This window comes from Marinimicrobium agarilyticum DSM 16975, assembly GCF_000423345.1.
GTDB classification, from domain to species: Bacteria; Pseudomonadota; Gammaproteobacteria; order Pseudomonadales; family Cellvibrionaceae; genus Marinimicrobium; species Marinimicrobium agarilyticum.
The window spans coordinates 339,385-352,810 of the sequence record NZ_AUHU01000004.1 but is presented as its reverse complement, the minus strand read 5'-3'; the positions used below and the strand labels follow the sequence as shown (position 1 = coordinate 352,810).

General features: G+C 59.6%; 15 protein-coding genes. 6 read left to right on the top strand and 9 right to left on the bottom strand.

The features are described from left to right. Genes G547_RS0104595 through G547_RS20135 form a run of 7 tightly spaced genes read right to left on the bottom strand, consistent with a single transcriptional unit; the run spans position 1 to position 6,684 of the window. On the bottom strand, positions 1–1,395 hold the full coding sequence (locus G547_RS0104595; RefSeq protein WP_157209782.1) for a tetratricopeptide repeat protein: 1,395 nt from the start codon (positions 1,393–1,395) through the stop codon (positions 1–3). Next, complete coding sequence (locus G547_RS0104590) at positions 1,392–2,309, bottom strand: ExeA family protein (protein WP_027328830.1); 918 nt, start codon at positions 2,307–2,309, stop codon at positions 1,392–1,394. The genes G547_RS0104595 and G547_RS0104590 overlap by 4 nt, the downstream gene beginning before the upstream one ends. Positions 2,310–2,322: 13 nt before the next feature. Then, positions 2,323–4,083: a pilus (MSHA type) biogenesis protein MshL gene (gene mshL, locus G547_RS0104585; RefSeq protein WP_051234814.1), complete on the bottom strand. Its 1,761-nt coding sequence runs from the start codon at positions 4,081–4,083 to the stop codon at positions 2,323–2,325. Positions 4,084–4,112: 29 nt separating this feature from the next. Then, a complete protein-coding gene (locus G547_RS20140) occupies positions 4,113–4,424 on the bottom strand; it encodes a general secretion pathway protein GspB (RefSeq protein ID WP_036187041.1) in 312 nt (103 codons plus the stop codon). 7 nt (positions 4,425–4,431) lie between these two features. Beyond that, positions 4,432–5,100: a hypothetical protein gene (locus G547_RS0104575; protein WP_027328828.1), complete on the bottom strand. Its 669-nt coding sequence runs from the start codon at positions 5,098–5,100 to the stop codon at positions 4,432–4,434. Further along, positions 5,093–5,743 (bottom strand): hypothetical protein, encoded by a 651-nt coding sequence (locus G547_RS0104570; RefSeq protein WP_157209781.1) that lies wholly within the window; start codon positions 5,741–5,743, stop codon positions 5,093–5,095. Before G547_RS0104570 ends, G547_RS0104575 begins: the two co-directional genes overlap by 8 nt. Next, entirely contained in the window at positions 5,740–6,684 is a 945-nt protein-coding gene (locus tag G547_RS20135) for a type IV pilus biogenesis protein PilM (RefSeq protein ID WP_051234812.1), read from the bottom strand. Before G547_RS20135 ends, G547_RS0104570 begins: the two co-directional genes overlap by 4 nt. A 244-nt stretch (positions 6,685–6,928) precedes the next feature. Between G547_RS20135 and trmL the strand changes: the two genes are divergently transcribed. The 4 genes from trmL to mnmC all read left to right on the top strand — a co-directional run bounded on the left by trmL (position 6,929) and on the right by mnmC (position 10,548). Next, positions 6,929–7,396 carry a tRNA (uridine(34)/cytosine(34)/5-carboxymethylaminomethyluridine(34)-2'-O)-methyltransferase TrmL gene (gene trmL / locus G547_RS0104560; protein WP_027328826.1) on the top strand — a complete coding sequence of 156 codons (468 nt, stop codon included), beginning with the start codon at positions 6,929–6,931 and terminating at the stop codon, positions 7,394–7,396. A gap of 94 nt (positions 7,397–7,490) precedes the next feature. Then, positions 7,491–7,955, top strand: a complete 465-nt coding sequence (locus G547_RS0104555) for a flavodoxin domain-containing protein (RefSeq protein ID WP_027328825.1) — start codon at positions 7,491–7,493, stop codon at positions 7,953–7,955. Further along, positions 7,952–8,473, top strand: a complete 522-nt coding sequence (gene fldB, locus G547_RS0104550) for a flavodoxin FldB (RefSeq protein ID WP_027328824.1) — start codon at positions 7,952–7,954, stop codon at positions 8,471–8,473. Before G547_RS0104555 ends, fldB begins: the two co-directional genes overlap by 4 nt. Beyond that, on the top strand, positions 8,470–10,548 hold the full coding sequence (gene mnmC / locus G547_RS0104545; RefSeq protein WP_051234810.1) for a bifunctional tRNA (5-methylaminomethyl-2-thiouridine)(34)-methyltransferase MnmC2/FAD-dependent 5-carboxymethylaminomethyl-2-thiouridine(34) oxidoreductase MnmC1: 2,079 nt from the start codon (positions 8,470–8,472) through the stop codon (positions 10,546–10,548). The genes fldB and mnmC overlap by 4 nt, the downstream gene beginning before the upstream one ends. On the opposite strand, the gene G547_RS0104540 is transcribed toward mnmC, so the two are convergent. After that, entirely contained in the window at positions 10,545–11,180 is a 636-nt protein-coding gene (locus tag G547_RS0104540; protein ID WP_027328822.1) for a DUF502 domain-containing protein, read from the bottom strand. The genes mnmC and G547_RS0104540 overlap by 4 nt on opposite strands. 47 nt (positions 11,181–11,227) lie before the next feature. Here G547_RS0104540 and G547_RS0104535 point away from each other — a divergent pair, with 47 nt between their 5' ends. Then, positions 11,228–12,049, top strand: a complete 822-nt coding sequence (locus G547_RS0104535) for a glutaminyl-peptide cyclotransferase (protein WP_051234807.1) — start codon at positions 11,228–11,230, stop codon at positions 12,047–12,049. Between the two features lie 55 nt (positions 12,050–12,104). On the opposite strand, the gene G547_RS0104530 is transcribed toward G547_RS0104535, so the two are convergent. Continuing rightward, positions 12,105–12,311, bottom strand: a complete 207-nt coding sequence (locus G547_RS0104530) for a cold-shock protein (RefSeq protein ID WP_027328820.1) — start codon at positions 12,309–12,311, stop codon at positions 12,105–12,107. Positions 12,312–12,659: 348 nt separating this feature from the next. Between G547_RS0104530 and fnr the strand changes: the two genes are divergently transcribed. After that, the gene (gene fnr / locus G547_RS0104525; RefSeq protein WP_027328819.1) at positions 12,660–13,397 is read left to right on the top strand and encodes a fumarate/nitrate reduction transcriptional regulator Fnr; all 738 of its coding nucleotides are present in this window, start codon (positions 12,660–12,662) and stop codon (positions 13,395–13,397) included. The last annotated feature ends 29 nt before the right edge of the window (positions 13,398–13,426 follow it).

Below are 13,426 nucleotides of genomic sequence, written 5' to 3'. Positions count from 1 at the left end.
TCAGGATTCCTGTGTCTGTTTTCGACGTGTCAGCGCATCGACCCGGCTTTGAAGGTACTCGCGCACCGCGGCATCTTCGCGATAGGCCCCGCTCGCCAATGCCTGCCTGAATGCGTTCAATGCTGCGGGGGCATCATTCTGCGCATCTTGCGCCAACCCCAGCCCCAGCCAGTAGGCCGGGCGGTTTCCCATGTCCGTCAGCAACGCGCGGTAGTGCGCTGCTGCCTCTTCGAACCGTTGCTGTTCATAGAAGAGTCGGGCCATAAGCGCCCGATACGCCTCGTTCTCTGCCGCGCTTTGCGCGCCGGCCTCCAACAGCGCCAGTGCCTCGCCGGTTTGTCCGTTGGCAAGAGCAAGCTGAGCGCGGCGATAGACTTTGGCATCTTCGGGCAGTCGGTCCTGCTCAAGCAATGCTCGCGCTCGCCCAAGCTCGCCCGCGTCCAGGTATAAATCAAAGAGCACACCAACAGTTCTTACCGGCTCCACGCTCTCAGACGACCACTCCTGCAGGGTGGTTTCCAGCAACGTACGAGCCTGCTCCGGGCTCCCCTGCGACCACAAGCGCTCTGCCCGGTCCGCGTGACGTCGATCTACCGACGAAGGATCGGGGCGAACGGACAATGACGACTCCTCCCCGCTCGTCTCACTCGCGGGCTCAGTACCAGACTCCACTCCAGTGGCAGAGGCCGTGACCTCAGCCAGTGTGGCCAGACGCGCTTCGCTGGCCTGAATATCTTCCGCCTCCGGGCGAACGGAGCGGGCGCGTTGCAAGAACTGTCGCGCCGCCGCCAACGCCTCTCGATCCATAGCGGCCTCGGCCAATTCCCGATATCGCTGGGCGATGGCCGCGAGTCCCGCCAGGGCCTCCGGTTCATCCGGCGCAATCGCCAGCACCTGCTGATAGTATTCGTAGGCGTTATCCCCCACCGGGCGGGTCAACCGATCCCGAGCGCGGGCGGTGAGAGCCGACTCCAGTAAGGTTTCGATCCGCTCCCGCTTTTCCGGATTCGTCTCGGCCTCTGCCACTACTGCCGGCTGCTCGGCGCCGCGCGGTTCATGGAGAGCCCGCTCAATCGCCTCGGCTTCAAATGGCTGCGGAGGCTTTGCAGTTTCCTGACCGGAGTTCCCAACCGTTCTTTCCTCGATCGACTTCACCGCTGTCTCGATGGGTGCCGACGCGGGTTTACTCGCTATTGCCCCGGTCGACGGTTTCGGGGCATCCGGCCACCACCAAAGCATAGCGGCAACCGCAAGAAGGACGATAAAACCACCGCTCAGAACCCAGGGGACGGCCGATCCCGTACGACGCGCGCGGTGATGATCCCCGAGCGTGTCGTCGCCACGACCGGCGCCGCGACGATCCAGATCCTTGAGCATATCGTTCATCAAGCTCATGGCTGTCCCATCATCCACCAACCGGCGGAAACACCGCCCAGGCCAAAGAAAATTATGAGGGGCGTGATCCACAGCCAGTGCTGGGATAGCCAGCGTCCGAAAGTGCGACTTTCAGTCGTATCTTTGACAGCACGGGCGACCTGAGCTCGCCCCACTTGCGACCCGCCCTGCCCGTAGCTCACCAGCAGCGACTTGTGCGCGAGAATATTGATCAAACGAGGGACCCCGCCGGAAGCGCGGTGAAGCAGACGGACCGCACCAGGCGAGAACAGCGAGCGGCCCCGATAGCCGGCGGACTGCAAACGATAATCCAGGTAGTCGCTCAACGTCCGTCGGTCTATGGTGCCCAGTGTTTCGGAAAACACAATGCGTTGTTTGAGCTGGCGCAGGTCGCTGCGGTTGAGCACCTCATCCAACTCGGGCTGACCGAGCAACACCACCTGCAACAACTTGTTTTTTTCCGTCTCCAGGTTGGTGAGCAGTCTCAGTGCTTCAATGGTTTCCCGGGGCATGGCCTGGGCTTCGTCCACCACCAGAACAACCCGCCGTTTCTGCGCCGCCAACGCCACCAGACGACGGTAGACTTCGTTGAGCAACTGATAGGCTGGCATATCGGGGGCTGGTTCGACACCGATTTCCTGGGCGAGAAAGCTTTTCAACTCATCCGGTGTCAGGTAGGGGTTGGGGATATAGGCGGTGATGAATTCGTCGCCCAGGCTAGCCAGCAGCTTGCGGCACAGAAGGGTTTTGCCCGTACCCACTTCCCCGACAATTTTGATGAAGCCTTCACTGTGCCGAAGCGCCAACAACACCGTATTGAGTACAGCCCGGTGGGCGGCACTGTCGAAAAAGAACTGTGTGTCGGGCGTGAGCGAAAAAGGCATCTCGCGCAGCCCGAAGTAGTGCTGGTACATGACCGGCCCCGCGTTATTGACCCCAGAGGTCGCGATAGCCTTCCCCCATGGATTGCATCCGCTCGCGGCTGCTTTCCAGTTCGCCGTTCCAGGTCTGGCCCTCGCTGTCGACCACCACCGGACGCAACAGAATCACCAACTCGGTTTTCTGCTGGCTGCGCCCCTCGGTTTTGAACAGCCCTTTCAGCAGAGGAATATCCCCCAGAAATGGCCGTTTGCCATTGCTGTCCCGCGTGTCTTCCTGCATCAGTCCGCCGAGGACCACCACTTGGCCGCTCTGAGCCCGGACAATACTGTCCGACTCGCGCACACCCCGCTGCGCCAACGGCAAGGCAAACTCTTCATCACCGATGGTAAAAACCTTCAACTGATCGTTGACCTCGCTCACCACCGGGTGAATATGCAGAATGACTTCGCCGTCTTCAGCGATCTGGGGCGTAACATCCAGCGCGATACCACTGAAAAACGAGGACAACTCAATATTGGGAGTGCTGGTCACCGACGCCACGTTGGACGTGGTGTTGTTGGAAATGCCAGTTACAAAGTATTCATCCGAACCGACGCGAATCAACGCTTTCTGATTGTTCACGGTAGACACACGGGGGCTGGAAAGCACCTGAACACTGCCCTGGGTTTCCAACAGAGACAACAGGTCTCGAATATCACCCACTTGCAATACGGAGGTAAAGAGTCCTTCACTGGCTTTCTGGAACGTATCCACAGTGGTTTGCGTGGCGGAGTCCAACCCGGACATGCTCCGATTGATCGTGACCTGATCGTTAAACGCATCCGATTCACCACGATTGTAGCCATACTGCAGTTGGCCCCCAATGGCGCCCCAATTGATGCCGGCCTGAAAGCCTTCGCTCAACCGGACTTCGAGAATTTTCGCTTCCAGAATCACCTGGCGCCGGACACTCAGCTCCGAGCGTTCCAGAAACTCCCGCACGGCATTGAGTTCATTGGGCATGGCTTTCACCACGATCATGCCCGCCTGGGGGCTGACCATCACCATACGATCGCCGGCATCTCCCCCGATGATGGCCGCCACCGAGTCCTCAAGCGAGCTCCAGAAATCCGTGCGATTACGAGTCTGCACCCGCGCCCCCGGTGACAGGCTCGCATCACCGCCGCCAGCGTCTTCGCCGCTGCCGAGCATACCCAGCAGGTTGGCCGCTTCCGAGTCGCTGCCACCGCCGCCGGAACGGTTGTTGCGATTATTGCTGCCCGAGGACTCGGCCTGTCCGATGGACAAGTTGGTATCCGAAACACCCACCCGCTGAACATCCAGATAATTGAGGTGAAAAACCTGTGTGCGCAACTCGTTCGGATACACCGTGTAGATGCTGCCCGAGCGATCGAATTCGTAACCGTAAATATCCCGGGTCACTTTCAGAACGTCTTCTACCGTCACACGATTGAGGTCCAGAGAAAGGGTGCCACTGACATCCGGGTGGACCACCACATTGGTGTCCGTGCCCTCAACCAATCCCAGGAAAAAGGCCTGTGCCGGAACGTTACGAACCGAGACGTCAAAGCGCTCCGCCGCGGGCTTCGCCGGCGTCGGGAGACGCTCGGGCTGAAGCGCCCGGTTGACTGCCTCTGGTACGGGTTCTTTTCCCACTCCCGGCTGGTTCTGCTGGGCCACCACCTGGTCCATTTCCTGTTCCGCCGCCAACTGGGAATCCCGGGGGCCAACGCAGGCCGCCAATGGACACAGAACGGCGGCAAAGGCCAACCACCGTAGTCCGGATACCAATACGTGCTTGCGCATAGACTCTTGCCTCAATACTCCGAGCGCCACTATCGACGCACCGATTCATTATTCAGTTTTAAACGCCACTGTCGGCCCGACTGGCCCACCACAACCGCGTCATCATTAATGCGCACAACGCGGATGCCACCGGAGTTGGCAATGGTTTCCCCTTCGCGAAGCCGCTGCCCGTTGATGACCGCCAGACGGCGCTCCCCGCCACGCAAAATGGCATTCAGGCTCAACTCAACCGTTGCCCGCGACACCCGGTAATCCAGCGGTCGCGTGGGGTCGTTTTGTAGCTCACTGCCCAGCGTTGTCATCGACAGGCCGGCAAGTAGAGCGAACAATAGGCTTCGCATTGCGACACTAAACACCAAGCAACCCCTCTTCCGCGCTCAAGGTGTATACCCGAAGCCGAATGTCCCCGGTGGGATAATCCACCACCTCATAGTCGAGCCGGTCCCAGTAGAATCGCCAGGGCAAACTTTCAAGCCGACGCAGAAACGCCAGGGTCTCGATATAATCGCCACTGACTTCCAGCTCAACACTGTGGCGATAGACACCGGTTGCCTGAACCTGGGCCTCCGAATCGGTTTCAGTGGCGGTCAGTGGTAGCTCCTCCACCGGCAGGGTTTTCACCCGTCGCACCTTCAGCTCGGTGGTGGAAACCAGCACTTCCTGCAGAATTTCCGGCAGTTGGTCGGCACTGATCAGCCCCTGAGACAGGCTCGCCAGGCTTTCATCAAGTGCCTCGCGCTCCACCTGTAAAGTGGCGAGCTCTTTGGTGGCACCGGTTTCTTGCCCGGAACTCATCAAGGCTTCCAACTGCGCCTGCTGCGCTTTCATATCGTTGGCCAATGCTTGACGCTGTTGCGTCAACTGCTCCCGGGTTTGCTCCTGCGGCAGCTCAAACAGCCACTGCCACAGCCCGACAATCACAGCCAGCACACACAGTAGGAGCAGCGCCCGCTCACGCAAAGAGTAAGCTTCCACACGCTCCGACCACTGCTGCCATTGTTGCTTCCAATCAGCCATCGTTCCGTCCTCCGCTGCGATTGCGGTCATTACGCTGTGCGGCCGCATCCGATTGAGCACGCTTGACGCTAAACTGAAGTCCCGGACCTTTGTCATCCGGCTCTCGGGCCACTTCCAGCACGCCCAGTCGCACATCGGCGAAACTGCGGTCACGTCTGAGGTTTTGCAGATACAGAGGGACTATTTCGGGTTGGCGTACCCGGCCAAAGAGTTCGACATACTGGCCACCGGACTGGAGGGAAAAGGCCGACAGGGCGAGATCCTCGGGAACATGGCGGGCGAGGCTGACAAGCTGTTCGGAAAAGCCGTCGGCATTTCCCAGATTCTGCTGGGTAATCAGGCGCAGAATCTGCTCCCGCCGCGCTACTTCCGCCCGCAACTGGGCGACCTGTTCTTCAATGTTCTTGCCGCGACGAGCGGGTAGCTCGGCGGCTAACGTCTGCACCCGGCTTTGAAGCACTTTCAGTTGTTCGCGCTCAGCTTCCAACGCCTCAGACAATTGTTCGGTTCGGGCGGCACTGAAAAAAATCATGGCGACGACCAACAATAGAACCACCCCCAAGGCGGCCCCCATTTGTGGAACATTGAGCCAGACTCGACGAGGTTGAAACTCCGGCAGATAGAGGTTGACTTGCTGCATCACTCAGCCTCCCCTTCTCTTAACCGCAGAGCGGCACCCACCGCTTCCAGGCAAAGCGACAATGTATGAGGCTGGGCTTTCTCACCGAGCGCCACCAGACTCTCAAGATCCAGCACGGAAAGCCCCATGGGCAGACTGTCCGACAGCCCGTCGGTGATTTTGTCCGGGGTGAGGTTCTCGCCCACCAGAACAATCTGCCCCGGCGGCGGCTGGCGCATCTGCCGCTCAAAGTAGTCCAGAGAACGCTGCACTTCCAGCACAAGAACATCTTCTGGCAGGTCTTCCAGTAAGCCGCCTTCATAAGGGAGGTTGAAACGCCGGGCAAGGTGCAGATCCGCACCCCGGACAATGTGAAGGCTTCCCGTGCCCTGCCCAACCCGCACCAATGCCACACCGCGCTCGGTCTCGCACAGCCGGTACACAATATTACGCAATGACAGCTCGGGGATATCGATGGCCTCCAACTCCAGGCGAGCATCGGCCACTTGGGCAATGCGCTCCTGAATACGCTCACGGCGCGCGACGGCCACGTAGGCCATTCGCTTGCCGGCGCGACCGCGATCTTCCGGCAGCATGAAGGCGTCAATCACGGCACTTTCCACCGGGAAGTCAATCAGATCCCGGATTCGCCAGCGAAGGGCTTCGCGCAACTCGTTTTGAGGGACTGAGGGGGCTTCAACCAGCAGCAGACTGTAATCGTCCCGGCCGAGCACCAGATGGCAGGTCTTGCGACGCAAACCGAGCCTGTCGACTCGATCCGCCAGCGCTTTGCTCTGGCGGCCCACATCGGGCTCCGGCAACCATTCGCTGACCGACACCTGCGGTCGGGCATCGTCGGCAACGAGCGCTTCCGGAAGGTTTACATAGGCGAGCGCGACCCCGTCAGCGTTGAATTGAACGCCAACCGCACCCTTATTGGAAGGTTTCTTTCGAAATAAGCTCAACGGCTTGCCACCTAGACTTCCCAGATTATTGTCAGTCCGTGAACTTCGACATTTTCACTATTCACCCTACCTATACTAGGCAATCTTTGCTCCTATTGTGCTGCTATTATGGAGCTTTTGCGGTTTTCATCACGTTTGCTCGAAAAACGCGCTGTCTCGGACGCTTGCTATAACAATTAGTTATATTAATATAGCCCAGACATCGTACTTCGTCACAATATTACATTAAATAGACCAAAAACCAATGTTTCATATCGTTTTATTTGAACCCGAGATTCCACCCAACACCGGTAACATCATTCGCCTCGCCGCCAATACCGGGTGCCAAGTGCACCTGATCGAACCCCTTGGCTTCGTATTGGATGACAAACGGCTGCGACGGGCCGGTCTGGACTATGGCGAGTGGCGAGACCTGAAAACTTACCCGGATTGGCCAACCTTTGTTGAGCGGTGCCAGCCCAAGCGCCTCTTTGGCCTCAGTACCAAAGGCCAAAAACACCACAGCGATATCCCGTTTCAGGCGGGGGACTATCTGCTGTTCGGCCCCGAAACCCGGGGTCTGCCCGCCGATCTGAGAGACGGCCTCGGACCGGACCATCTGCTGCGTATTCCCATGCAGGCCAACAGCCGGAGCATGAACCTTTCCAACGCCGTGTCCGTTGTGGTGTACGAGGCCTGGCGCCAACTGGGCTACCCAGGCAGCATTGGATGATCGTCTGGAGCCCCGCCCCACCTGACTGTTATGATATTGCTCCACGACGGGACCAACCCCGACGGCAAAGCCAATCCAACAACAAAGAGTGTTCATGAGTCAGATTCAGATTTTGGTAGGCAGCGTCACCGGCACAGCGGAAGCGGTGGCCGAAGAAGTGTCGGATCATTTGGAAGCAGCAGGGCACAGCGTCACCATCAATAGCATGGCTCAAGTGGAGGACCTCGTCCGCAACCCCGATGAGATTTTACTGGTTTGCACCTCCAACACCGGTGCGGGCGACCTGCCGGACAACCTTCAGCCGCTTTACGTACAGATGACCCGAGAATTTCCCGCCATTGCGGGGCGCCGCTACGGCATTATCAATATGGGCGACAGCAGTTACGCCACCTTTGGAGAAGCCGGCCAGGCCATTGACGAAGCGTTTGCCGACCTGGGCGCCCAGCGGGTGGGCGAGCCGCTGGTTCTGGACGCCAGCACCGGCGAAGATCCCGAGGCGCTGGCCTGCGCCTGGGTTGACCAATGGCAGCGCCTGCTGGCCCCTGAGGCAACCCCATGAGCCGAGCCCCCATTGGCCTGTTTTACGGCAGCTCCACGTGCTACACCGAAATGGCCGGCGAAAAAATCCGCGCCGTGCTGGGCACAAACCAGGTGGACCTGTTCAATATCGCCGATGAGCCCGTGATTACGGCCCAGTTTTACGATTACCTGATTTTCGGCATTCCCACCTGGGACTACGGCGAGCTTCAGGAAGATTGGGAAGAGATCTGGGAGGAGTTGGGCGAGCTGGACCTCAGGGGCAAGGCCGTCGCCCTGTACGGCCTGGGGGACCAGATCGGTTACCCGGAATGGTTTCTGGATGCCATGGGCTATCTCCATGCTCAACTGCTGGCTCGAGGTGCCCGGCCCTGTGGTTACTGGCCGATTGAAGGCTATGAGTTTGAGGCCTCCAAGGCCTTGACCGAAGAGGGCGACCAGTTTGTCGGCCTGGCGCTGGATGAGGAAAACGAGTTTGATCTGACCGAGGAGCGCATCGCCCGCTGGTGTCAGCAAATCACTGAGGAGTTCGGTTTGTGAGCGAGCCCGAAGGGCCGCACGATGAGATCACCTGTGCCTCTCTGAGCTGGGACGAAGAGGGGCAACCACTGTCTGATCACTTTGACGATGTCTATTTTTCCCGCCACAACGGTCTCGAGGAAACACGCTATGTGTTTCTGGCGCAGAACCACCTCGCCCAGCGTTTTTCCGCTCTTCTCGCCAAGCCGCCGGGAGCCCGGCATTTTGTCATCGGCGAGACCGGCTTCGGCTCCGGCCTGAATTTTCTTGCCGCCTGGCAGCTGTGGCGAGAGACAGCCCCACCCGATGCGCAGCTGCACTTTATCAGCGTCGACAAGTTTCCACTCGCCCGCTCTGACCTGAAGCGGGCCCTGGCGCTCTGGCCCGAACTCGCACCCTTGAGTCAAGCGCTACTGGCGCACTACCCCCCTACGATTGGGCCCGGTTTCCACCGACGCCATTTCGACGACGGACGTGTAAGCCTAACCCTGATTTTTGACGACGCCTCCCGCGGCTTGGGACAGTTGAGAGCGAGCGAGCATCCGGACTTTGTCGATGCCGGCCTCAAGGTGAACGCCTGGTTTCTGGACGGTTTCGCTCCGGCGAAAAATGCCGACATGTGGGCGCCCTCTCTGTTTTCAACAATCGCCCACCTGAGCGCACCGGGCACCACTGTGGCCACGTTTACCGCCGCCGGGGTGGTAAAGCGAGAGCTGCAACGCAATGGCTTTGAACTGAAGAAACTGCCTGGCTTTGGCCACAAACGGGAGATGTTGACGGCGCGCTACGTCGGCAACACCGACCGGGCTGAGCCGCCCCACCGTTTTCATGGCAAGCCTCCCCTGCCCTGGTCTGTGCCGAGCCCGAACAGCCAACGGTCAGCCTCAGCGCCGCACACCGCATTGGTGGTTGGCGCCGGGCTGGCCGGTTGCCACACCGCGCGCGCCTTGGCACAAAGAGGCTGGCAGGTCACTGTGCTCGATCGTCGTTCCGGACCGGCGCAGGAGGCATCGGGCAATCCGCAAGGTCTGCTCTATGCAAAACTGTCCCCCCAAAATTCACCTCTGGCCCGCTTTAACCTACTGAGTTTGTGCCATGCGCAGGAACACTATCGCGCCTACTGGCAAGCCGGTGTGGGCGAGTCCTGTGGCGTACTGCAACTCGCTACCGCAAATAAAGAAGAAAGCCTTCAACCGGCCATTGCCAGACGCTTTGCCGGCGCGCCCGAACTGGTCCGGCACCTGTCCCCCTTAGAGGCCAGCGATGTGGCGGGGATACCGCTTTACCACAGTGCTCTGTTTTTCCCGAAGGCGGGCTGGCTGGACCCCCGACGGCTCTGCGAGGCTCTGCTCGATCACCCATCAATCACTCTCCGGCCGGACAGCTCCGTCGATCGACTGGAGCAGGAAGAGAATCAATGGTGGGCTCTCGGCCCAGACGGAGCAGCGCTGGCCGGAGCCAGCGTTGCCGTGCTCGCCAACGCTCACGCCGCCCGTCACCTTTGCAGCGACCAGGCGTTGCCACTGAAGGCCATTCGCGGCCAGATCACTCAAATCCCCGCGAATGCCACCAGTCGGCGCTTGCGCGTGGCGCTATGTGGCGACGGCTATTTGGCACCGGCAGCGAGCGACTACCACTGCCTGGGAGCGACCTTTAATCTGGGGGACACCAACCCGGAGGTCACCGAACGAGATCATCGAGCCAATCTGGAGCAGCTGTCCCAGTTCGGACCGGAGGTCGGGGCGCTGTTCGGCAATGAACCCCCGGAGACGGCCGAAGGCCGGGTCGCTTTTCGTTGCGCCACCCCCGACTATTTGCCGCTGGTGGGGCCGGTTCCCGACGTCGACGCCTTCCTGCGGGACTATGCCCCCCTGCGCAAGGACGCCCGTTTGAATCTGCCGGTGGCGGGGCAGTACCGACCGGGGCTCTACCTGAACCTCGGACACGGCTCTCGCGGACTCTGTTACACCCCACTCAGTGCCGAGCTACTCGCCGCCCATGTAACCGGAGAGCCCATGCCCCTGGACAACGAACTGGTGCAGGCGCTGCACCCGGCGCGGTTTATGATCAGAGATCTGATGCGCAACAAGCGCTAATCTTTCACCGCCTCCGCGTCGGGTGGAGTTTCCGTTAGAATCTGGGAGCCGCTGCCACAGGCAATCACCGTGCGCATGGCCGCCTCCACACTGATATGGGGCAGCAGGTCGATGCAATCCTCCCCCAGATGGTAGACAAACCCCGAGGAGGGAATCGGAGCGGTAGGCACATACACGGTGCAGTCGCCATTGCCGTGGCGGGCCGTCACAATGGCCGTCACCGATACCGGGCTCTGGCGCCCCATAATGTAAGCGCGGCAAACCTGGCCACGCAGCAGAGAAGCGTTGTTCTCGCCGCCGACAAACTGCATGACCACCTCGCGAATGGTGCTGTAGCCCGGGGCAAAACGGCTCAGCCAGTCATCGACGCGATTGTGGACCCAGCGACCGATGCTGGTCTTTACGGCCAGACCCACCAGAAAGAAGGCCCCGAGCACCAGAAACACCCCCAACAAGGTTGCCACGTGCTCGCCCATGGGCGCCCAGCTCGCCAGCCATTGACTGATCGGAGCAATCAAGCCGGTAATCAGGCCCAACAACCACTGCAGCAGGAAGATAAAGATGGCGATCGGTAGCGCCACCATCAAGCCACCGAGCAACGTCAAACCGATATAGGACTGCCAGCGTTTCATTATTGCGTTCCTGTTGATTACTATAGGATGTCGCCCAGGAGGAAGGTATGGCCAAAGAACGACCCCGACGCATTCGCCCTCGAGTCATTGCAAGCGCCCTGAGCCCTTTGCTGCTGTTGATGCTCGGCCTGGGCAGCGCCCTGTTGAGCGCCTGCGCCAAGGACAGAGCCCCAGTGGACTATCGCTACGAGGTCGTGGAGGTGCGCCCTCACGACACTCGCTTGTTCACCCAGGGGCTGTTGATCCACAAAGGCCTATTCTACGAGAGTGGGGGGCGCTACCGCCAGTCGCGCCTGGTGGCCTACGATGAGCACGCGACGGACCCAGTTCGGGAACTCCGGCTCCCACCGCACTATTTTGCCGAAGGGCTGACCGAACTCGGCGGCCAACTCTACCTACTTACCTGGAAAGAAAATACCCTCCTGACCTTCGACAAGGACAGTTTCGAGCTTCTCGAAGAAACCCACTACCCGGGCGAAGGCTGGGGCCTGACCGACGACAACGAGCATCTGATCCGCTCCGACGGCTCCGATCAACTCTACTTTCACGAACCACAGGGGTTCGGCATCACCCGTACCCTATCGGTTCGGGAGAACGGTCAAGCCGTGGCACGATTGAACGAACTGGAGTTTATCGAGGGCACCCTGTGGGCCAATATCTGGCACAGCAACCGCGTGGTGCAGATCGACCCCTCCAGCGGACAGGTGATTGGCTCGATCGACCTGTCTGCCGTGGTGCGCCGGGAAAACCCCTCCGGCTCCGAAGCGGTGCTGAACGGGATCGCCTACGATGAAGAGCATCAGCATTTCTGGGTGACCGGCAAGAGCTGGCGCCATCTCTACCGGATCGAGTTGCAACCGGAACCTTGAGGGCATAAAAAAACCGCGCCGAAGCGCGGTTTTTGGAGCCGTGGAGGACCAGCCATTACAGCGCCACCACATTCTCCGCTTGAGGGCCTTTCTGCCCCGGCTTGACATCAAACTCCACTTGCTGGCCTTCAGCCAGCGTCTTGAAGCCGCTACCGGAGATGGCACTGTAATGAACAAACACGTCCTGTCCGCCTTCCTGCTCAATAAAGCCGAACCCTTTGGACTCGTTAAACCACTTAACAACACCTGTACTTCTGGACATAGTCACAAACCTTTACGTTTTGCTGAGTCGAATGGTACTCCCGCGCCGGGCACTGTCCGTCACCTAAACGGTTTGTGCGGCGACCTCCTTTACCAGGAGGGCAACGCGGACCAACTCGCTGGCACAGTCACTTACTTATGACCCACAAAACGCGGTGCTCAAGGCAGGCCCGCAGCGTGTGCAGGAACGCCTCACCACAACAACGGTGTAACCATAAATAATGCGGCATTTGGCCAGCTCTTTGACTATATACCTCTTGGAATGGCCAAGTAAAGGTCGTCCCACCGGGCCGCTTTACCCTGTCCGGTAAAGCTGCAACAATGGTCTTATAGCTTTATGGGACGGACCATGACTCAAACCACCGCACCGCAAAACAACTGCCGTCATGACACTCAAACGTCATGCGGAACCTGTCGTTTGAACACGCTATGTCTACCCCTGAGTCTGCACCTGGACGATGTCGAACAATTGAGCCGCATCGTCCAGCGGGGTCGGCCTTTGCAAAAAGGCGAGGCGCTGTACCGGGCAGAGGAGCGTTTCACCTCTCTGTTTGCCATCCGCTCGGGGGCGGTGAAAGCCTCCACGCTGAACGAACAGGGCGAGGAACAGGTGACCGGGTTCTACCTCCCCGGAGAGCTCGTCGGGCTCGACGGCATTGCGGGCAACCGCTACACCAATACCGTACTTGCGCTGGAAACCGCCTCGGTCTGTGAAATTCCGTTCGAGCAAGTGGAAGAACTGAGCCTGAAAATTCCTTCGCTCCAGCGCAATGTCTTCCAACTATTGAGCCGGGAAATCACCCAGGACCAGCAGTTGATCAGTCTACTCAGCAAAAGCAGCGCCGAGGAGCGGGTCGCCACGTTGTTATTGAGCCTGTCCAATCGACACCAGCGCCGCCAGTTATCACCCCATCGGTACAACCTACCCATGTCGCGCACGGATATCGGCAACTTCCTCGGCCTGACCATAGAAACCGTCAGCCGGGTATTCGGCCGACTGCAACAACAGGGCGTGATCGCCGTGAACCGCAAAGAGGTCACCATCCTGCAACTGGAGCGGTTGCGCACTCTCGCCAGCCAACGCTGACAGCCCCCAACACCGGTTCAAACACCACT